Raw genomic sequence first — 19,856 nt, forward strand, 5'->3', positions numbered from 1 at the left:
GATAATTGACTTAGCGAGGAAATAACGTAAGCGTTCAGAACCGGGAGCCATGATGCATTTTGTCGTGACTCCTTTTTTGCATCTCGCATTGATGTCAGATCAGAATTGTTACTCGCCGCATTGACGATCTGTGGGACTCACCGCAGTTGGCCGCGAACTTGTTGCCATTTTTCGCAAGGATTGGCGTCGGAGATAACCAGCAGCTATCATCAAGGCAGACAGACCTCGGAGGTGCCTCATGTCAACTTATCAAAATCCGGTTCTCGCCAATGTCGCGGATCCCGATGTACTGCTATTCAATGGCCTGTACTATCTCTACCCAACCACCACGGACAAAGAGGTTGGTGGCATCAAAGTGTATACGTCGCGTGACCTCGTTCACTGGCAAGACCGCGGGCTCGCGATGCGTGGCGGCGATCAGAATTGGGGCACACATGGGTTCTGGGCCCCAGATGTCACCGACTTCAACGGCCAATTCATCATGACTTACACCGCCGAGGAACATCTATGCATCGCCGTCAGCGACGATCCGCTCGGGCCATTCGTTCAGCCACACTTCGGCCCGCTGCACCCCGCCACCAAAGAGATCGACGCGCATGTGTTTGTCGATGATGACGGTCAAGCCTATCTGTATTTTGTCCGCTTCACCGCCGGCAACGTGATCTGGGGCGCACAACTGACACCAGATCGTCTCGGCATCGAGGAAGACACCGTCGTCGAGTTGCTTTGGCCCTCGCAGCCCTGGGAAAAACAGATGGGCGACGTCAACGAGGCGCCTTTCGTGCTCAAACACGAGGGTCAGTATCTCCTGACCTACTCTGGCTCCCATTTTGCCAGTCCAAGTTACGGCGTTGGTTTGGCAATTGGGGAGGCGCCACTCGGCCCGTTCGTGAAGCATGCCGACAATCCCATCTTGCATGGCACAGAGTTGGTGCACGGCCCCGGTCACCACACGTTCGCTTGGAGCCCCGATGGCAGTGAGCTGTTCATCCTCTATCACGTCCACGCCGATGCGACACACGCAAACCCGCGCAAGATGGCGATCGACCGCGCCTTCTTCGCCAAGGATGCAGATGGCCGGCCGCGTCTCATCATCAACGGCCCGACCAGCGATCCTCAACCGATGCCGGCCGGCGCACCACAATAATTGTCAAGACACAAACAGGCCACGATTCGTGATCATCGAATCGTGGCCTGTTTTGTCCAGTAACACTATGCTATTTGATTTTGGCTAATGTCTTGGGATGTGGGACTTTTGCCGGCTGATACGCGACAAACAATTTGCCATACTTACCCGGCATCTTGATGTTCGGTTCGCGTGTCATCCCCGTATTTTTGAAAAACTTGGTGCGTTTGGACTCACTGGATTTCAATACCCACACGAGGTCGATCTGATTGCCGGCGACCTGAGCAGTCAAGGCATCTTGGTCCTGATACTGGTTGAGGTTGACGGCCGAGACATCGACGATCTGCCGACTGCCCACCTTCAATTCCTTCTCGTAATCTTTCTTCAGCTGCGTCGCCACTTCGGAATAATCTTCGTCGCCCATCAGCCGTACTGATAGAACCGTCTCCGAGCGACCCGAGACTGAGACGCCGATGGAAATGGCCATCGCCAGCACCGCGACGATTGCAATGACCCAGCCCTTGTAACTGTACCAGAGATAGCCGATCTTTTTCGGCCAAGTCAAGGTTTTCAGTGTCTCCTTGACGCGGCGCGCATCTTTTTTCTCTTTTGATTCCATTCACGTTTCCTCCTACACAGGTCCTGTGTGTCATCATGCGCCAGAAATAAAGCGCTGCCAAGGCCGAAAATTGGCGGTGTCATCTTTTCTTTTCGGCGAAGCCGCCAGCCAGCTTACTCGTCCTTGGAAAAATAATAAGTGACATGGATGTCCTGTGGGTAGTTGCCAAAGTCCTTGCCAAACAATGTCATCCCACCTTGATGCGGACTGGTAGGATCGATGCCGATCGCAAAACGCAATGTTGAACTGTCCTGCAAGTCGAGATTCGCCAGCGACGCCTTGGAGATCTCATAGCCATCAAGCCCAGTGCTGTCGCGCTGAATATGTAAATGCTTCAGCACCCCATATTGGCTGTGCGTCGACGGCCACCACCGCGGAGTCAACTTGCCACGCACATCCGAGTAATTCGCCGGCACGGTGATCGTCCCGATTTTGACATCGTTGAGCCAAAACGAAATATCGCTGGGCCAATTGTTGTTCGACCCGGGGAACTCCGAGGAGATCTCAAACGAGATGTCGATCATTTCGGCGCGGCGGTTGCCTTTCACCTCATTTGGCAGCATGTACTCGATGCGCCCTTTGGTGAACCAAAGCAAAGACGCCGACAAGCGTTCCGGTTGGAGAAAGACGGTCGGGTCATCGAAGTCGCCGATTGCCTCATCCTTATTGGCCAGGCCGCAGCTCGGCTCGATGCCTTCATTGGCAAAATAGTTGCCGAGGGGCAGTTCATAATCCAGCCGCTTGAATTCCGGATAGACAGTCTCTGGCAACGAAAAGTTGATGTTGGCAGCCTGCACCGCGAACACCTTTTGCCTTTTATCGCCTTGCGTGTCGGCGCGCTGGACGATCAGCCCCGCTTCACCAAGCGCCTTCAGATGCTTAGAAACGATTGCCTTGCTGTAATGCAATTCGCTGGCCAACCGAGTCACATTCATCGGTTGCTTCGCCAGCTGATTCATGATCTCGATGCGCGTCTCAGAATCCAGCGCATGAAGCACTACCAGCGCGTTTTCATCCAGTTGCAGTTCCATTTTGATGGCCTCCTCCAGGTGGTATAGTTGCCATTTCAATTAACATTCTAGCACTTATTATGCAGGCCGGCTACCGGTCGTTCGCTTTTATCAAAGAACGTCAAAGCCCCGTTGACACTGTGTTTTCTTGCTATATGATGAAAAATGTAAGCGGTTCAGAATTAGTTACCCATATTGGCAACATTTTATAAAAAATCGTTGTAGGTCCCCTCGCCCACAACCAATTCTCTCCGAAAGAAGCGTGGCAACATGGCAAGAACGGAATATCCACGGCCCCAATTTGTGCGTGACGGCGACTGGCAATCACTCAATGGCACCTGGCAATTCAGCTTCGATGATGACGATCGCGGCCGCGGTGCCCACTGGGAAAATGGCCTTCCAAATAACCACACCCAGATCAATGTGCCTTTTGTCTATCAGGCGCCGGCCAGTGGCATCGACGACCAGACCGTGCATGACATTGTTTGGTATCAGCGCGACTTGGCAATCACAGCGCCCCAAGCCGGCCAGCGCGCCTTGCTCCATTTCGGAGCGGTCGATTATTTCGCTGATGTCTTTGTCAACGGCCAGCTGGTCGGCCACCACGAAGGCGGCGACAGCAGTTTCACCTTTGACATCACCGATGCATTGACCGCCGATGCCCAGCAGGTCCTCACCGTCCGCGCGGAAGACCGCACCTACGATGAGACCCTGCCCCGTGGCAAACAGTCTTGGACCGGCCACGCCGAGGCAATCTGGTACACCAACTCCACCGGCATCTGGCAGCCAGTGTGGCTAGAAGTCGTCAACGCTGCTCGCCTCGAGAGTGTTCGCCTGACACCTGATCTAGATCACACCAGCATTGGCATCGCCGCCGAGCTCAGTGACGCCGCGATCGGCGGTAGCTTGAAGATCGCGATCTCCTTCAAAGGTGAGCTGGTCGCTGAGGATACCGTGCGCATCGTCGCCAATCACACGGTCCGCAGCATTGATCTCGTGCAGCAGCACATTTTCCGTACCTCGTTTCACAACGATGGCTGGACCTGGACCCCGGAAAATCCAAACCTGTTTGACATCACATTCACCGTCCTCGCCGTGGATGGTCAGCAGACCGATACGGTTGCCTCGTATTTTGGCCTTCGCAAAGTCAGCCGCGAAAATGGCATGATCTTCCTGAACAACCGCCCGTGTTATCAGCGACTGGTGCTGGATCAAGGCTATTGGCCTGAAGGGCTCTTGACCGCTCCAACCGACGAGGCGTTCAAAAAGGACATCGAGCTTGCTAAAGCAGCCGGCTTCAATGGTTGCCGGAAACACCAGAAGGTCGAGGATCCGCGTTTCCTCTACTGGGCCGACAAGCTTGGCTACCTCGTGTGGGAAGAGATCGCCTCAGTGCCGTATTTCTCCGAGAACTCGGTGGATCGCGTGATCGATGCTTGGCAGGACACCGTGCGCCGCGACTACAACCACCCATCGATCATCATGTGGGTGCCGTTCAATGAAAGCTGGGGCGTCGATCGCATTCACTACGACACCCAGGTGCAGCACTTCTCTACCGCCGTGTATCACCTAGTTCACACGCTGGACGACACACGTTTGGTGATGACCAATGACGGCTGGGAGACGACAGACGGCGATGTGATCGGCATTCACAATTATAGCCACGGTGATTCCGCAGAAAGTGCGGCTTACCACCACTTCAAAGACACGCTGAGCACAACCGAGAAGATTCTCGATCAATCCTCAGCCAACTGGGCGAACTTTGCCAACGGGTATACCTACCAGGGTCAGCCGATCGTGCTGTCCGAATTCGGTGGCATTGGCTTTGACGCCTCACGAAAAGACGGCTGGGGTTACACCCGCGCGACCTCGGTCGACAATTATCTCAGCGAGTTGACCCGCGTGCTTGATGCACTGCAGGCGTCCGAATGCTTGTGGGGCTATTGCTACACCCAGCTGACCGACGTGATGCAGGAAGTCAACGGCGTCCTCACTAAGGACCGCGAGCCAAAAGCCCCGCTGGAAGAGTTGCACAAGCGATTTGTCTTTCCACGCTTTGGCCGACTCAACGACACGGCGGCTGATTACCGCCACTGATCATTCGCCTCTCGACACATCCCCTTTTCAAGGAGGCAACTCCCATGCAATTCACCAACCCGCTGCCCGACGATGGCAAGCGGTACGCCGATCCTTGGCTCATCCGCGTTGGCGATACCTATTTCTACTGCGGCGCCGGCCCGCACAGCAGCATCCTGATCAAGACCAGTTCCTCTCCCCTGGACATCTTGACCAAGGATGATCACGTGATCTGGCAGGCCCCGGTCGGCACCAAGTACAGCTTTGAAGTCTGGGCGCCCGAGCTGCATTTTCTCCGCGGCCATTGGTACGTGTACTTTGCCGCCGATGATGGCCTCAACGACCACCACCGCATGTACGTCTTGCTCGGCGGCCGAGACGCCAATGATCCGCTGGCCGAGCCATATGAATTTGTCGGGCGGCTCGAGCTGGATGCGAACCGCTGGGCGATCGATGGCACGGTCCTTGAGTGGCACGATCAGCTGTATTTTATCTGGTCAGGCTGGGCCGGCGTGGAAAATGTGGCGCAGAATCTCTACATCCAGCGGCTCAAAGACCCCGCGACCCCAATTGGCGAGCGCATCTTGATCGCCGCCCCAACGCATGCGTGGGAACAACGTGGCGGCAGTCCCGGCACTCCCGGCGGCCTGCCATATGTGAATGAAGGCCCAGAAGTCCTCATTCACAACGGGTTCTTGTCGATCATCTATTCAGCCAGCGGTGTGTGGACCGATGATTATTGCCTCGGCCAACTGCGCTTCATCGGCAGCGACCCGATGGATCCACATGCTTGGCAGAAAGCTGATGATCCGCTTTTTGAGAAAACGGCGCATGTCTTCACCCCAGGACATTGCTCGTTCATCACCAGCGCCAGTGGGCAAGATTACCTCGTTTACCACGCCGCGATTCACCAAGGCGCCGGCACGATGCGCAACATCCGCATGCAGCCGTTCACTTGGACCGCAACCGGCGATCCAGTCTTCGGCCAGCCCATCACGCCTGGCATCCCCGTCGCATTTACTTAACTGCATCACGCCTTACGCTGAGACCCGTTCCCCCAGATTCGGGTCCAGCCCAATTCTCTTCCTCCCTTTTTTGGAAAGACCACGTCGTTTCCTCCCCCGGAACTGACGTGGTCTTTTTTTCGTGTCAAAAAAATGTGTCTATATAATAGGAAGAAAAGTGCTAGAAAGTGGCAGAAAACGCGAGGCGTGACTGGGGCAAAAAGGCCGACTGCCGCGGCTGGTGGCCACTAACATAGGTGTGTTAAATAGCAACAGATGCGTGTTCTGCGTGCAGGGGTGTGATGAGAGTGATTTCCTCAGAACAAACCTGACCGCTTTTGGGATTTGGAAAGGAGAACTTTATCTCAGCTTTTCTTCCTTATAATGGTAGCTCCCAAAGCAAAAGGGATTCCCCAGTGCGCAGACACGCACCGGGAAATCCCTTTGCTTCTTATGATCTGGCAATCCGACTGAGGTGAGCAGTCAGACTGTCAGCTACCGAGCTTGTTCTGCGCCGCGCCGCTTACTTCAGCGACGGCGCCAGCAGATCAGTCTTCTTCGTAGCGCTTATACTGAGCGCGGCGAATCTCAAGCCACTTATCAAGGCCGATCTTCTTGAGCTGTGCCACATAAGAATCCCACTGCGTATCGAGATTCCACTTGCCCGTGACAAACTTGACCCGCGCTTGATCAACGTAATTATTCAAGTCAGTTTGAATCGAGGCGATCTCAGCCGATTCTTCCGTTGTCCCTTGAAGGTTTGGCAGGACCTGCTTTGGCATGTGGCTCAACGGATCATCCGTAAAGACTTCAGGTGCCATGCCCTTGCCGATGTTTTTCAACCGTTCCTCAACTTCAAGGTATGGATAAAAGCCGCCATAGACGTTGTCGACATACTGATAAGCACCAAGTGACGCGCCCTTCGGATCGTTCAAGATCTTATCAACGAAGACCTTGTTGCCATCTTTGTTAACGTTGTAGGTCACGCCTTCCTTACCAAAGTAGCCGAAGTCGGAGCCTTCCTTGCTGTAGAAGTAATCGACCCATTTCAGCATTTGCTTGGCCTTTGCTTCAGACGCCGCCTTGGTGATGATGAAGGCAGAGGTTCCCATGACACCAGACTGAGTAACAGTCGCGCCGTTTTTCCCATCCGCATCTGACAAAACTGAGATTGGGACGTACTCGCTCCCAACCTTTTCACCAAAACTCATTTCCTGACCAACCCAGGCGTAGCATCCGACCACTTCCTTGGAGCCATCTGCGATCCACTTATCATGGTCCACCCCGGCAAAAGCGGTCTTGGCGATCAAGCCCTTCTTGTACAGTTCAGCTAGATACTTCCAGGCATCCTGCATCTTCGGATCAGAGTAGATGTACTGCAGTTGATCCTTGTCGTCGATATAAAAACCTGCTTCCATCGCGGTACGGCCAGCTGTGTTGAAGCCAAACGTGGATTTGATCATCAACTCAAAGGAGCCAAAGTTCCCGGAGTCCATGTAAAAGCCTTGTTCGTCAGCCTTGCCGTTGCCGTTTGGATCCTTGGTCACAAACTGTTCCAACACATTCTCAAGCTCGGTCGTGTTGGTTGGCTTCTTCAGGCCCAGCTTGTCCAACCACTTCTTGTTGATGTACAGCTTGAAGTGGCGGCCGCCGCCCAGCGGGTCGGTACTCATGTATGGCAAACCATAGATGTGACCATTGGAAGAGGTGATCGCTTTTTTGATCGACGGATCTTCTTCCATCAGCTTATTTAAGTTCGGCGCATACTTGGGAATTAACTTCTCCAGTGGCTGGAAAAGGCCCTGGCTCCCATATTTGGTCAATTCATCGTTCGACCAATTTGTCTGATACAAGCCATCTGGTAGGGTCTTGCGATTAAGGATCAATTGTTTTTTTTGATCCAGATCCTTCATGGTCTCCCAATTGACATGGACACCAGACATTTTTTCGTATTCTTTCCACATCCAAAGATTTTGCGTCTTTGGATGAACATCGCTATGATCGGGCGCGATCAAGGAGATCGTTTTTGGATCTTCCTTTGTCGCTGCCGAAGTTGAACCACAAGCCGTAAGCGTGAATGCTGACGAAAACAGAATCATCCCTGCCGCCAGAAACTTGGTGCGCTTTAACATCATCAAAAACCCCCGTAATTGATTTCATGACTAGTAGTAAATTCAATGTAAGTAGCTCAGTAGTGCGGATCGAATAATGCCAAAAACTAATTCAGATCACGGATGCATTCCATCCTCTTTGTCGCAAAGATGCGCTGTCTTCGCGGCAAAGAAAACGGGATGCGAGCGCCGAATGTGAGGGACCCCAGTTTCGTGTCTCACAATCGGATGAAAACAATGCTATCGCTAATCAGTCAAGGTCGCCTTGACCGTCAGTGCCTCACCCCCTTTAAGGTGCACACCTTACTTCCTTAAAAATGGAGCATAAAGGCATAGTCAAACGGCGCGGTGTAAACGCGATACCGCTCAAGTGGCAGCGGCCCACAAGCATTACTACCAAGGCCTGCGACTTTCGCATCGATGCGAAGATCATCCGTCTGCGTTTCCGCTTGCAATGTCACCCCACCCGCACCAACGACATTCAGATTCAATGGTTCAGCGCCGGTAACTTGGAGTGCCGTCTGCGTTTGCGCGAGCGTCACACTCGCCCGCCGCACGCCCATGCGATTGCCGGCCTCCTGAGGCACAACATAATCAAAGCCCCACTCCGCCCGGCTCCTTTCGTACGAGCCGATCGGACACGACAGGTAACTGTCGGGATAAGCCTCAGTTGGCCCGTTGCCGTACCAGCTGATCTTCTCAGCCGGAGCGGTCAGTGGCAGATCATAGCCAATACGCGGCACTTCAGTCGGCTGATCTTCGCCATCGAACCAGCCGCGAGTCTGAACGGACAAACCTGACGCACTGATCCACAACATGGTCTCCAGCTCGATGCCCCACTGGCGGACCAGTGGTTTCACGCGTTGCTGAAGCAGCACCATCACCGTGTCTTCGGACTTGGCGATCGCAAAATGTTCCAAGCGGTAGCTCAACGGCGCCAGATGATCTTGTTTGCGATCATCCATGATCTTCCAGTCATTGCAGATCGGCATCCGGTCTACATTTAGTGCCATCTCGTCGCGCAGAACTGAGGTGCCGTGCAGATTGAGTTGCGCAACGTTGCCGGTGCCCAAATCGACACGCACCTCACTGTCATTGCACGTGAGAACGAGCTTTGAAGGGCTGAACGACACCTTGACGTCTGCGGGTGTCTGCGCAGGAACGCCGTGATAGGCCACCTGGTCGAAGGCAAGGACACTGCCTTTTTCAAAAATACCAACCGCTTCGTTCGTCACAACCGAAAGCGTCAGTTGGGCATCTTCCAGCGAACCCGCCGGTACCGCAAGCGTCAGGACATGCGACAGCCTGCCAGCAGCAAGGGCCGCGATTGGCTCATTGCCACTTGCCACCTCGACTCCAGCTGACACAAGCGTCCAGCGTAAAGTTAGATCGGTCAGTGTCCGATAGTGATAGAGACTGCGCACGACAACATGATTCTGGGCGACGAAAAAGGCAAACGGCTGAATGACCCGGGAGAACTCGACCAGGCCAGGCGACGGCACCCGATCTGGTCGCGCCAGACCGTCGATGCAGAAGATGCCATCATTGACCGGTTCATTGAAGGCCCCGCCCCACACGTATTTGGTGCCAGTTGGCGTGTCTTGAGCGATGCCGTGATCTTTCCATTCCCAGATGAAGCCACCCTGCAAGCCCGGATACAGCCGGAAGACATCTTGATAATCCTGTAAGCTACCAGGCCCAGCACCCATCGCGTGGTCATATTCACAGAGAATGTGTGGCTTGATGTGGCCATAACGCGTCGCCCGTTTTTCCAATTCATCGATTGCCGTGTACATCGTGCTGTACATATCGGTCACAACGGTTTCTTGGTCAGGCTCGTAATGAATCATCCGGCTTGGGTCGATTGCGCGAATCGCGTTGGCCATTGCCACAAAATTCGGTCCGAAATTACTTTCGTTGCCCAGTGACCAGACAATGATCGACGGATGGTCAAAGTCGCGGTGTACCATCCGCTGGCCGCGCTCAACAAACTCCTCTTTCCAATACGGGTCCTTGCATGGCGCATCGATGCCATTGACGCCGTGCGTCTCAAGGTCGCATTCGTCAAAAACCATCAGGCCAATTTCATCACAGACATCGTAGAAGTAAGGCGCATCCGGATAATGCGAGGTGCGAATCGCGTTGATGTGCAGCGACTTGATCTGCGTGACTTCCGAGCGAATATACTCGCGGGTCAAGGCACGCCCACGCCGAGGATCAAACTCATGGCGATTGACCCCATTGATCAGAATCGGAACACCATTCAGACAGATCTGATCGTCGAGCATCTCAATGCGGCGGAACCCGAACCGCATCGGGACAAACGGGCCATCTTCTGAAAGACTTAGGACCAAGGTATAAAGATTAGGCTCCTCGTCGTTCCATTCCTTTGCATCCGGCACATCGATCATTGTTTCCGGGTCAGTCAAAGTTGTATTGATGATCGCAGTCTCACCATCAAAGATCGTCGCATGGACTGGTGCAAAATGATCACCGGTCTCGCCGAGCACGATGCGCGCCTGCCACTGATCATCCTTGAAGACAGGGGTGATCTGAATATCGTTCAGCGCCGTCTCGTCAAGTAGGGTGACATCACGGAAAATACCGGACAGCCACCACTGATCCTGGTCCTCCAAGAAGGAGTATTTGGACCACTTGTCGACCTCGATCGCGATCGTATTTTCACCTTCGACCAACAGATCTGTGACATCAAATTCGGTCATCAAGCGACTGCCGTGACCGTCGCCGAGAGATTGGCCGTTGACCCAGACCTTGAAGAAAGAGTCGACACCATCGAAGCGCAAGATCTGCCGGTCCAATTGTTGTTGATAATCAAAGGTCCGGTAGTAGAGACCTGTCGGATTCTTGGACGGAACTTCCGGCGGATCCGCTGGAATCGGAAAATCTAAGTTGGTGTAATTTGGCTCACCATAGCCCTGAAGCTCCATATGCCCCGGCACCTGAATCGTCGACCACTGCATTTTGTCATAGGCAGCGGTGAAAAACTCATCAGGAATGTCCAGTGGTGAGGCGAGATACTGAAACTGCCAGTCGCCATTCAACGAATGCGTATAGGTCGCAGTCGTGTCATCATAGCCCAGCGCCGCCTTCACACTTGAATAATTGAAGAACCGCACCCGTGGTTGTAATTTATTCATCCCTTGCTATCTCCTTACCCTATTCAGAAAATTCTGAGACATCAAGTTTCCCCCAAATGAATCTTGTGCTAGTCCGGTCGAGCCAGATGACCACACCAGATGGCCAAGCAACTCGGTTCATCTTCCACTCAGTCTGTTGTTTTGACCTCCGTCGCATGCTTCACTTCTCGCATCGGCAAAGCTTGCTTGCCGGCCGCAATGTGACACCAAACCGAATATGGTCAAAACAGGAATCAGTAGCTCCATTTGGGAAAGCGCTTTATCGGAGGCAATATACAAAGCGTGTTTCCTGCTGTCAACGGGTTTGGTCGAATTGAGGGATTTGACATTCAAAACATGTCAATCACCCGGGTTCAATGTGACACCTGGCCCTCGTGAAAAATGGGCGCGGTGAAATAGACGATCATCGTCACACCGGGTATGGTTGATCGCGCCAAAGGATCATTACGTGAACTTTTAAAAAAAAGTGAAACAAGTTTTCTAACTGAGCTGTAATCGAAAATACGCGCAACATTTTGGCCTGGTTGGAAACATAATGAATGATGTGCTCTGAGGGGCCTTCTTTGGGAACTACCGAGTCACAAGATTACCGAATCAAGTAATGCCACCCCGTCTGTTGTTATTTTTAGCAATGGCTAGAGGAAAACCTTGAATGAAGTCCTGCCGCTTGAAGAGACTCAAAAAGCGCCCGTCGCGCAGCATCAAGCTGGCTCAAGACGCCGATAGCTAACTTCAATGGTTTCGCCGACCACAGAACTCAAGATAAGACAATTTCAAGTCGGTCGACCTCTCAGCCACCCTTCAGTTAGCGGCTGGTCAACAGTTTTCTGGCTTCTGATCAGTCCGCTTCATACAACCCCACCTCAGTCGCCGTCTCCCCTTTCGTCAAAGTGATCAGCCGATACCCGCGCGGCAAGACCCCATAGCAGTTATACCCTGACACATTGCCATAGACGAGATGGATGCCCAGATACGTGCCGTCGAAGTTGTTGTTGTGATCATGACCACAAAAGACGTGATCGATATGCTGGTTATTCAGGAAGCGACTGAACAAGCCAGTATTCAAGGCCCCAGATGCGATGCGCGGGTGCATCTCCCACCACGTGCCCGTCAAGATATGTTCGGCCGCGTGCTCGTACTCGACCAACGGAATGTGCAGGACCGCCATGTCGTGAGTCGGACCAAATGCGGCCTTATTTGCGCGGAACGTCTGCTCATACCAGTCAATGGTTTCCGGCGTGATCCAGTCATAGCCGCCCATGTCGTGCGGCGCATCGGCCCCACTGTCGAAGAAGTAGAGCACATTCGTCACGGTCTCGCCCTCACCGACTTCGATCGTGAAGCTCTGCTTATTAGCTGGATCGATATAGCTCTGCGCCGGCTCGACGCGGTTCACTAAGCCCAGTTCAAGCGCACGCCTGATCGCAGCAAAACTCTTCTGGTCCTCCGCGTTGAATGGCGCCTCGCCGATATGAATGTCTGTCAGCTGCATGATTTTCAGCTGACCATTATGTAGTTGTAACATGTGCTCCTCCTCTTGCGTGTTTTCTCACGCCAGCCCAGCCGCCCACGGCCACACCACCACAGTCCGTCCTTCGCAACTATCACCCAACCCGCTATACAGATCGCAGCGGCCGTCCTCGCGCAACACCAGCCCGCTGGTGAAGGCGCAATCGGTCAGCTGCGGTTTTTTCGCCGGGGCCGCGGGGTAGTTTGCGCGCGTCGCCAACAGATGCAGGTCGCTCACGGTACGGGTCACTGGATCCAGCACAAACGCCATGTTCAGGTAGACCTGCGCCCCGTTTTCACCTGCATAGGCAACGTGCCCCAGCGCGCCGATCGAGCCATCCACCAGCAGGAATGCTTGGTTGACGCCGCCCCATTGCCCCGCATCGAACAGCCCCGTCAACGCCGGCGCGTTCTCGAACGTGGCCGCCTGCAGGTCCGCCAGCGTGTCAACCGTGGTGAAGCTGATCACCGCCTCGCTGCCATATTGCTTGGCCACCTGCGCCCCGCGCGGCCGGGAGAACACGCCGATGCGGCCATCCGCAAGCGCCACGAGCCGATTGTCCTTCATGTCATCCGGTCCGGAAGTGAAATAATGCAGGTCAGCCAGGTCCGCGCCGCGGAAAAAGTCAGAGTAATAGGTCGCCAGCCGTCCTTGATCCATCCGAATGTGGGTGCCGCCCAAGACAAGGTCGCCGTCAATGCGGGTGACATACGGATCTTCCAGCGTGTAGATCATACTGTCCGGCACCAGGGTCCAGTCATCGGGACCGCTTGCCGCAAACAGGCGCACCCAAGACCGCATCCATTCGCCGCGCCGTTCCACTCGGCCAAAGATGTAGCGCTGGCCATGATTGATGAACGGTTGTGAACAGTTATACACATCAAAGCCATCGACGCCATGAAACTGTTGCAAAACGGCTTCGTCGGACACGCCGCGTGCGTCCAGTTGCTGTTTTTCCTCAAGTGAGTTCATGTTACTCCTCCCGTCTAGAAAGCGCTTCACCGCCAAGGGTACTGGGGCCGGCGCTGCGTGTCAACGATGCCGCGCCAGATTGGGGCGAATGACCTGCAAAATATGGCAATTGTTTATGTATGAGGCGGGTCTCCTCGCCTCTTGCCATGCACCAATCCGTCATTAAGCGCGTCACACCTCTGCCAAATAGATCAGCAGAAAGGCCGCGATCGGCGCACCATACGCAGCCTGATACTCGCGGATGTGAGGGTCGCGCTGCGCGGATTTTTCCAAGAACGCGGCGAAGTTGGCCGGGCCCAGCGGCGTTTCGGGCGCGTCGATGCTTAGCCGTTGCTGGGTACCGGCCTCATCAACGAAGATCAACACGATACTGCCATGCATAAGTCACCTCCCTATTTTTCATAAATGAGCCTGACGATTTTCCATAAATGGACCTGCCGGAATAATCACAAGCGGGCTGGGTCAATCAACCGCACTGGGCCAACTTTGCCCACGTGGCCCTCACTGACGATTCGCTGGACGCGCGCCATGACTGGATCGCCGAAGTTGTCCACGAGCCAGCGGATGCCAGAGTCGGTGTAGATCAGCATCGTCAAGATCTCCTTGTAATTCTCGGTGGTGGGCATTTCCTTCAGCCCGTAGACCGTGCGGATGCGCCGGCGCCCCTTGCGATCGACGAACACGAGCTGCAGGACTTCGCGCCGCTCCTCAGCGATCTGCTTCACGGTCGCCTGGTCCACGACGCCATCCGTGCCGGCCAGCGCGAGGTAGGTCGCGACCGGCCGCCCGTATCGCGAGAGGTAGTAGCCCGCGATGTGGCTGATCGCGGTCTCGTCGATAAAGACCTGTTGAAAATTGGCCTGGTTCAGCGGCTGCTTCGGTGGGTCGAGCCGTAGCCGGTGCGGTTGCCCTTTCGCATCCACAAAATCCAAAAGCCAGAGTGATTTCATTTGCGTTTCCGTTTTCACTTGTTCTGTTTCTCTCATTGGTGTTGCCTCTGTCATTTGACTCACTTCTTTCGTGCTCGACAAAGTTGATTGACGCGTATCTACCCGCGCTACTTACGAGAAACTGCCCCAATACGAGGTGCGTTTGGTGCCGCTTGCGGTGCCGGTGGCCATGTAGCCAAACTTGCCCCCACTGCGCGGCTGGCGGATCCAGACGTAGCCGCCACTGTAGGTGAAGGCGTTATAACTCACTTTCTGGCCGGCTTGCAGGGTGGCGATCGCCTTGGCACTGGTACTTGGGCCTTCGCGCAGGATGATCGCACGATTGAGCGTGAATGTGCCTTTCTCTGAGTGCCAATTTGAGGCAGTCGTTGCTGGCTTCACCGCAGTGGCCGGTTTCGCGGCTGTGCTTGGCGGGGCGGGCTTTGCTGCGGTGGCCGGTTTCGCCGTTGCGACGGTTGGGCTGGTTGGCGCAGGTTTCGCGGGCACTGTTTTCCCTGGTGTTGAACCCGCCTTGCCTGTCGCCCACTTTTGCCAGTCGGCTTTGGTGCCGTAGAAGACGTTGAAGTCGAGGCGGCCGCGCCAGCCTGGGAGGTAGCCGGTGGAGGTGTACTGGAAGATGGTCATGGCGGGCCAATTCTTGAGCTTGCCGTTAAGGGGGCGCGGGATGTAGCCGCGGACGTCGCCGAAGTTGTACTGGGCGAGCCACAGGGGGTAGCCGGCCGCGACGAGCTTGGTCCAGTTGCGGTGATTTTCCTCGTTGAGGTAGGTGTACACGAAGCCGGTGATGCCGGTGGCGGCGCGGATGCGATCGAGGAACCGTTTGCCGTTGTCGGGGCCGGTCTGGTTGAGCAGCGGCGCGTCTTCGATGTCCACGACGAGAATCGCCTGGCCGATGTAGGGGCGCGCGGCGCTGAGAAAATAGTCGGCTTGGGCAATGGGGTCGCCGTTTTTCAGGTAATGGTAAAGCCCAAGCAACTTGCCGGCTGCTTGGGCCTGCTGGGCGTGTTTGGTGAATGCGGGATTGCGATACCCGGTGCCTTCAGTGGCTTTGACGATGACAAAATCGCCGGTGGTGCGGGTCAGATCGATATACGTGTGCAGCTGCGTGTCGTATTGATGCGACGACACGTCGATGCCATTGAGTGTCATGGTGCCTCATCCTTTCTGGGCGGCGTCGTGGTCTTCTTCTGATTCACGGTCGCGTTCTGAGTCGTGATCATCCGGTGCGTTTGTGGTGGCGTGGTCAGCCGCAACTTCTGCGGATTCTGTTTCAGTGTCGGTGTCGGTGTACGTCTCGGCGTCAGTCTCGGCGTCAGTGTCGGCGTCGGTGTCGGTGTCTGCTTCGGCGTCTGCCTCGATGTCGGCTTCTACATCGGCTTCCGCTTTCGGCGGTCGTTTCGGCGCACTTGGCTGGGCGGCCGGTTTTTTCGTCGTGTCATCCGCGTCCCCCAGCCCACTGCGGAAGATCGCCAAGTATTTCATCAGACCCACCGCACGAAAACCGATCTCGGAAACATTTTCCAAGATGCTGCCGATCTCGTAAAAGATCAACATTGCGGTCCACCAGAGGCCAAGATTCAGCGGCATGGTGACGCCAACGATCGGCGCGACGTGGTCGATGGCGCTGGCGGCGATCAGGGTCGCAAAGGTGCCGAACTTGATCATGAGGCCTTGCAGGTTCACGGCGGAGCGCCAGTTGTGCTGCTTGAGGGCTTTCGCGTAGCCGGTCACGAGGTCGAGGCCGACGACGGTGAACCACCAGCCGACGATTGGCAGGCCGCCTGAGAATATCTTATCCATGGTTGTCACCTCCTTTCTATGTACGTGGGCTGAAAGGAGGCGAGTCGTTTTATTGGACAAAATATGAAGTCGTGTCTATATTATTGCCATAAAATATCTTGATCATGACAATTTTACCTGAAAGGGTGATATCGATGCGGTTGACTATTTCCGAACTGGTCGATACAGCGGCGACCATTATCCCCACCCCAACCTTGGACGTGACGACGCCTGCTTATGTGATGAATCTTCCGAAATTGATTGGGACCGAGCTATCAACGTTGCCCGATATCGTCATGTTTTTGCCAGTGGATATGCGTCCGATTCGCACCTTGATTCTTGATTCTCGCGGCGGTCTGATGACTTCGATTTTCACAACAGCAACGCTTGCGGGCCATCTAAAAGAGCTTGAGCGGCCGTGGCAACAAAAGATCTGCGAGTTTTTTCGTACTGAGTTGAACAAATTTCACGAAGATGGCGCGCTATCCGAAAATATTCCGGAAGATATTTTTGTCGGGCTGCAATATTTTGTGCCGATCAGTAGCGGCATGAAACGGAGCTCTGCGTGGACCAATCTCAATTATGTTGATCAGGTCGAGATCGGCCCGACCAACGTGGACCTCACCATTCGTTCCAGCAATGGCCAATTCAAGTTGCGCTTATTTCCGGACAAACGCGTGCCACGCGACCTCAAGCTGCGCTATGAGCTTGCCCACCAGGTCGCGGTGCTGACTGCGGAGGTGGTCAAGGCGTCGATTGGGCTCTATGCGCGAGGCATGGCCAGCGAGCTTTCACCCTCCAAGGCGGCCTACGCCGTTTCACCCATGATCCCGGCCAGCTCCGCGAACTCGCTCTTGCCGCATGTGAACCGCGAACAGCTTGCCACAAAACTCCGACCGATCTTGACGCAAGAGCTGCATGATCTGTCGCGTGTCGAGTTTGTCCTGGACGATCTATTAGAGACCCTGTCTGAAGCGCTCGATGAAAACAAAATCAATTAAACTTTTTTCATCCGCAGAGTCTGTCGACAGCCAGTACTGGTCTGATATCTTATAGACAATGTGGCCTGTATGAAATCCGCAATGTATCGCGGTTTAGTTGCCACTCTGCGGACGTGCAAAGTTTGAGAACCCGCGTTATCCTAACCTCATCTTGATGCATCAGGAAATTTCTGACGCGGCAGTGCACGGCTGCGTCCATCAGGATGATGGCGATGGAGAAAATTGACCCGGCAAAAAGTGAGAAAGGCTTTGAGCTGGCAATGGCAAACAAGCGAACAGTGCGGCGGGCAGTCAATCGTTTTGGTCGTCGAGTCACGGATCCAGACTTTGAGGACTTTATGCAGGAAGGAATCTTGCTCTATGTGGCGTTTTACTCCATCTATAAATGGTGAAGCAACACCAGAAAGGAATCTAGAAACGTTCAACAATTTAGCGGTGCGGTATCTCTATCGCGCTTTTGTGGATGGCGCTCGCAATACAAAATTGCGGCTCGAGCGTGAGACTATGAAGTACGAAGAACGTGTCGATGTGGTCGATTCAAGGGACGAGGTGGAGCGGCGCGTCATGTTGGATGTGCTTTACCGCAGCTTAACACCACGTGAGAAGCCTGTATTTGAGCTCGTCTATCTCCAAGATCTATCAATCGAGGAAGCTGCGAACAGGCTCGGTAAAACGCGGCGTTATGTCTGGCAGGTGCGCAAGGAAATTCATGAACATCATCAGGTTCCAGACTTCATTGATCGCAAACGCGGACCAATGGTGAGTTGAGTGATGAATTACGGTTAAAGGTCGTCGACCACCTTAATCTGGTGGCGTTATGTACGGGGGCGGTGCGCCCCCGCATTACATACTAGTTATTCTCGTCTGGATCTTCCGGCACAAGGATCGTTGTTGCTGTTACAACGCGTCGTGCAGTGATGCGCGTCTCGTAAAAGTTCACAAGATTGCTCTGCACCACGCGGGAATGGATGATGTGATCCATCGCAGCGAGAATGCGCTCACGAGAGATGTTGGCATCAAAGTTACGGATAACCAGCGTATGCCGCTTGCCGTCATGATCTCCGAAGACCAGCTGGATAACCTCTTGCTCACGTTCTTCTGTCATAGTAGTCACCTCCTTTCGTCAAAAGAGGATGCGCGGTCATTAACTTCTACCGCTTAGTTGTCTGGAACCATCATGCTACCGCGGTTCACTTCGAACGTCTGCGCGACTTTCAAAGCGACGCGATCACCCGCGTGGAATGAGGAAATCGCATCTGCGAATTCAAACAATTCGGCGTTCTGAGCGAACGGATCGATTGCGGCAAACCGGCGTGTGGCCTTATACTCTGGGTCACGAACGTTGGTTAAGTTGATCTGCAGGGTCATCCCGAGAATATCTCGTGTCATTTTGCTCACCTCCTTTTTTGGGTGTTAGGGTTCTTTCCCCCTACATATAGTTAAGCGAGTGGGCGGCGGAATTTGTGATTGTAGTTTTGAAAATGCCCGTTCCACACAATTATGGAGCGGACAAAAAGAAGAGGCACCGGTGGGCGAAGGTGATTCTCAATACGCACGTACGCGCGCGCGTCAAAATAAATGAGGCGTTGGGCTTTGTAAGCAGCAAATGTGGCAGTATGAATCGTTGACCTCACTGTTTTGCTAAGCACTTAGGGCATTCGATTGACACCTACCGCTGCGGGAAGGTCATCGAACTGAAGACAATACGTTTGAAAGAGTGAGCGGTCTAGCCCATTCGCTTCTGACGCAAGATTCCTGTTATATCGGCATTCCTGGCCAATTTAAAAAATTCTTCCGAGATCTCGATCACATTTTCCGCTCGACACGCGCTTAACTATATGTAAGGGTCAGGAAGGTGGACTCTTAACGACCCCCTGGGTGAGCATGTGGCGATCGGATATTGTCACATGCGGTCCAACCCTATCCGAAGGGGGCTGACGAGAAACAACCACACCTACAGAATGCTTGTCTAGCTAGCAGGCGTTCAGCACACGCACCATGGGGGCCCGGGTCCCCACAATAGTCTTTCATCGCAATGTCGTGCAGCCCACCTTCGTTTGCAGGAGCTGAATGCGGCCCATCTTGAGAACGACACCTTCTTCTTCGGAAGCGGGAAGGTCACCGAAATTCTAAGCCTATATGTCACCCAACTTGCACCAGCGTCCGATATGGCGGCGATTCAAAGATCAATCCGAGATGAAAGGCGATTGGCTTGCCTCGGCGAGCCAGAAATGTTGTCCTGTCCCCGGCGGCAACGCCATGTCACGTTCTTTGACAGCTGAATAAGTTCTACCAGCATCCACACAAGTGTCGTGCAGCCCACCTTTGTTTGCAGCACCGGGTATGCGGCCCATCTTGAGAACGACGCCTACTTCTTCGGAAGCGGGAAGGTCACCGAAATTCTAAGCCTACATGACCTAAGCTTACTGCACCAGCAATCGATATGGCGGCGGCACGGATGCCAAAGAAAGCGCAAAAGAGCATTAACGGCACGAGATCACTTCGCCTCCCGCTGGACGAAACGATCAACTGCCACCCTC

The 19,856-nt window shown here is 54.2% G+C and carries 18 protein-coding genes; 6 read left to right on the forward strand and 12 right to left on the reverse strand.

From position 1 onward, the window contains the following. Positions 1-238 precede the first annotated feature (238 nt). Positions 239-1,147 carry a glycoside hydrolase family 43 protein gene (locus JUE67_RS07160; RefSeq protein ID WP_203626571.1) on the forward strand — a complete coding sequence of 303 codons (909 nt, stop codon included), beginning with the start codon at positions 239-241 and terminating at the stop codon, positions 1,145-1,147. Positions 1,148-1,217: 70 nt separating this feature from the next. Here JUE67_RS07160 and JUE67_RS07165 read toward each other — a convergent pair whose 3' ends face one another. Further along, positions 1,218-1,745 (reverse strand): hypothetical protein, encoded by a 528-nt coding sequence (locus tag JUE67_RS07165; protein WP_203626570.1) that lies wholly within the window; start codon positions 1,743-1,745, stop codon positions 1,218-1,220. A gap of 113 nt (positions 1,746-1,858) precedes the next feature. After that, entirely contained in the window at positions 1,859-2,776 is a 918-nt protein-coding gene (locus JUE67_RS07170; RefSeq protein WP_125697791.1) for an ArsR/SmtB family transcription factor, read from the reverse strand. A gap of 249 nt (positions 2,777-3,025) precedes the next feature. Here JUE67_RS07170 and JUE67_RS07175 point away from each other — a divergent pair, with 249 nt between their 5' ends. Together JUE67_RS07175 and JUE67_RS07180 are read left to right on the forward strand one after the other, a co-directional pair. Beyond that, complete coding sequence (locus JUE67_RS07175) at positions 3,026-4,852, forward strand: glycoside hydrolase family 2 protein (RefSeq protein ID WP_203637099.1); 1,827 nt, start codon at positions 3,026-3,028, stop codon at positions 4,850-4,852. Positions 4,853-4,896: 44 nt separating this feature from the next. Then, positions 4,897-5,856, forward strand: a complete 960-nt coding sequence (locus JUE67_RS07180; protein WP_203637100.1) for a glycoside hydrolase family 43 protein — start codon at positions 4,897-4,899, stop codon at positions 5,854-5,856. 527 nt (positions 5,857-6,383) lie between these two features. Here JUE67_RS07180 and JUE67_RS07185 read toward each other — a convergent pair. The 8 genes from JUE67_RS07185 to JUE67_RS07220 form a co-directional block, all read right to left on the reverse strand. Beyond that, a complete protein-coding gene (locus JUE67_RS07185; protein WP_225877894.1) occupies positions 6,384-7,970 on the reverse strand; it encodes a type 2 periplasmic-binding domain-containing protein in 1,587 nt (528 codons plus the stop codon). Positions 7,971-8,257: 287 nt separating this feature from the next. Continuing rightward, entirely contained in the window at positions 8,258-11,104 is a 2,847-nt protein-coding gene (locus JUE67_RS07190) for a glycoside hydrolase family 2 TIM barrel-domain containing protein (protein ID WP_203637101.1), read from the reverse strand. Positions 11,105-11,942: 838 nt separating this feature from the next. Then, positions 11,943-12,629 carry a metallophosphoesterase family protein gene (locus tag JUE67_RS07195; protein WP_203626566.1) on the reverse strand — a complete coding sequence of 229 codons (687 nt, stop codon included), beginning with the start codon at positions 12,627-12,629 and terminating at the stop codon, positions 11,943-11,945. A gap of 24 nt (positions 12,630-12,653) precedes the next feature. Then, on the reverse strand, positions 12,654-13,586 hold the full coding sequence (locus JUE67_RS07200) for a DUF1861 family protein (RefSeq protein ID WP_203626565.1): 933 nt from the start codon (positions 13,584-13,586) through the stop codon (positions 12,654-12,656). Between the two features lie 171 nt (positions 13,587-13,757). Continuing rightward, positions 13,758-13,967, reverse strand: coding sequence for a hypothetical protein (locus JUE67_RS07205; protein ID WP_203626564.1), 210 nt, complete (start codon positions 13,965-13,967; stop codon positions 13,758-13,760). Positions 13,968-14,032: 65 nt separating this feature from the next. Continuing rightward, entirely contained in the window at positions 14,033-14,572 is a 540-nt protein-coding gene (locus JUE67_RS07210) for a hypothetical protein (protein ID WP_203626563.1), read from the reverse strand. 75 nt (positions 14,573-14,647) lie between these two features. Further along, a complete protein-coding gene (locus JUE67_RS07215) occupies positions 14,648-15,685 on the reverse strand; it encodes a GH25 family lysozyme (RefSeq protein WP_203626562.1) in 1,038 nt (345 codons plus the stop codon). Positions 15,686-15,691: 6 nt separating this feature from the next. After that, on the reverse strand, positions 15,692-16,336 hold the full coding sequence (locus JUE67_RS07220; RefSeq protein WP_203626561.1) for a phage holin family protein: 645 nt from the start codon (positions 16,334-16,336) through the stop codon (positions 15,692-15,694). Positions 16,337-16,470: 134 nt separating this feature from the next. Between JUE67_RS07220 and JUE67_RS07225 the strand changes: the two genes are divergently transcribed. The 3 genes from JUE67_RS07225 (at position 16,471) to JUE67_RS07235 (ending at position 18,084) form a co-directional block, all read left to right on the forward strand. Beyond that, a complete protein-coding gene (locus JUE67_RS07225) occupies positions 16,471-17,316 on the forward strand; it encodes a hypothetical protein (RefSeq protein ID WP_203626560.1) in 846 nt (281 codons plus the stop codon). A gap of 212 nt (positions 17,317-17,528) precedes the next feature. Further along, positions 17,529-17,708 carry a hypothetical protein gene (locus JUE67_RS07230; protein WP_203626559.1) on the forward strand — a complete coding sequence of 60 codons (180 nt, stop codon included), beginning with the start codon at positions 17,529-17,531 and terminating at the stop codon, positions 17,706-17,708. Beyond that, positions 17,677-18,084, forward strand: coding sequence for a sigma factor-like helix-turn-helix DNA-binding protein (locus tag JUE67_RS07235; RefSeq protein ID WP_203626558.1), 408 nt, complete (start codon positions 17,677-17,679; stop codon positions 18,082-18,084). Before JUE67_RS07230 ends, JUE67_RS07235 begins: the two co-directional genes overlap by 32 nt. A gap of 82 nt (positions 18,085-18,166) precedes the next feature. Here the strand turns inward: JUE67_RS07235 and JUE67_RS07240 are convergent, their stop codons facing one another. Both JUE67_RS07240 and JUE67_RS07245 read right to left on the reverse strand, forming a co-directional pair. Beyond that, positions 18,167-18,421 (reverse strand): DUF2922 family protein, encoded by a 255-nt coding sequence (locus tag JUE67_RS07240; RefSeq protein WP_203626557.1) that lies wholly within the window; start codon positions 18,419-18,421, stop codon positions 18,167-18,169. Between the two features lie 53 nt (positions 18,422-18,474). Beyond that, the gene (locus tag JUE67_RS07245; protein WP_203626556.1) at positions 18,475-18,705 is read right to left on the reverse strand and encodes a hypothetical protein; all 231 of its coding nucleotides are present in this window, start codon (positions 18,703-18,705) and stop codon (positions 18,475-18,477) included. Positions 18,706-19,856: the final 1,151 nt, after the last annotated feature.

The organism is Lacticaseibacillus mingshuiensis, assembly GCF_016861785.1.
In the GTDB taxonomy this organism is placed as follows: domain Bacteria; phylum Bacillota; class Bacilli; order Lactobacillales; family Lactobacillaceae; genus Lacticaseibacillus; species Lacticaseibacillus mingshuiensis.

Bases quoted from the DNA above. Each gene is read 5' to 3' on its own strand.
- JUE67_RS07160 (WP_203626571.1), top strand. From the start codon at position 239: ATGTCAACTTATCAAAATCCGGTTCTCGCCAATGTCGCGGATCCCGAT.
- JUE67_RS07165 (WP_203626570.1), bottom strand. From the start codon at position 1,745: ATGGAATCAAAAGAGAAAAAAGATGCGCGCCGCGTCAAGGAGACACTG.
- JUE67_RS07170 (WP_125697791.1), bottom strand. From the start codon at position 2,776: ATGGAACTGCAACTGGATGAAAACGCGCTGGTAGTGCTTCATGCGCTG.
- JUE67_RS07175 (WP_203637099.1), top strand. From the start codon at position 3,026: ATGGCAAGAACGGAATATCCACGGCCCCAATTTGTGCGTGACGGCGAC.
- JUE67_RS07180 (WP_203637100.1), top strand. From the start codon at position 4,897: ATGCAATTCACCAACCCGCTGCCCGACGATGGCAAGCGGTACGCCGAT.
- JUE67_RS07185 (WP_225877894.1), bottom strand. From the start codon at position 7,970: ATGATGTTAAAGCGCACCAAGTTTCTGGCGGCAGGGATGATTCTGTTT.
- JUE67_RS07190 (WP_203637101.1), bottom strand. From the start codon at position 11,104: ATGAATAAATTACAACCACGGGTGCGGTTCTTCAATTATTCAAGTGTG.
- JUE67_RS07195 (WP_203626566.1), bottom strand. From the start codon at position 12,629: ATGTTACAACTACATAATGGTCAGCTGAAAATCATGCAGCTGACAGAC.
- JUE67_RS07200 (WP_203626565.1), bottom strand. From the start codon at position 13,586: ATGAACTCACTTGAGGAAAAACAGCAACTGGACGCACGCGGCGTGTCC.
- JUE67_RS07205 (WP_203626564.1), bottom strand. From the start codon at position 13,967: ATGCATGGCAGTATCGTGTTGATCTTCGTTGATGAGGCCGGTACCCAG.
- JUE67_RS07210 (WP_203626563.1), bottom strand. From the start codon at position 14,572: ATGAGAGAAACAGAACAAGTGAAAACGGAAACGCAAATGAAATCACTC.
- JUE67_RS07215 (WP_203626562.1), bottom strand. From the start codon at position 15,685: ATGACACTCAATGGCATCGACGTGTCGTCGCATCAATACGACACGCAG.
- JUE67_RS07220 (WP_203626561.1), bottom strand. From the start codon at position 16,336: ATGGATAAGATATTCTCAGGCGGCCTGCCAATCGTCGGCTGGTGGTTC.
- JUE67_RS07225 (WP_203626560.1), top strand. From the start codon at position 16,471: ATGCGGTTGACTATTTCCGAACTGGTCGATACAGCGGCGACCATTATC.
- JUE67_RS07230 (WP_203626559.1), top strand. From the start codon at position 17,529: ATGGAGAAAATTGACCCGGCAAAAAGTGAGAAAGGCTTTGAGCTGGCA.
- JUE67_RS07235 (WP_203626558.1), top strand. From the start codon at position 17,677: ATGTGGCGTTTTACTCCATCTATAAATGGTGAAGCAACACCAGAAAGG.
- JUE67_RS07240 (WP_203626557.1), bottom strand. From the start codon at position 18,421: ATGACAGAAGAACGTGAGCAAGAGGTTATCCAGCTGGTCTTCGGAGAT.
- JUE67_RS07245 (WP_203626556.1), bottom strand. From the start codon at position 18,705: ATGACACGAGATATTCTCGGGATGACCCTGCAGATCAACTTAACCAAC.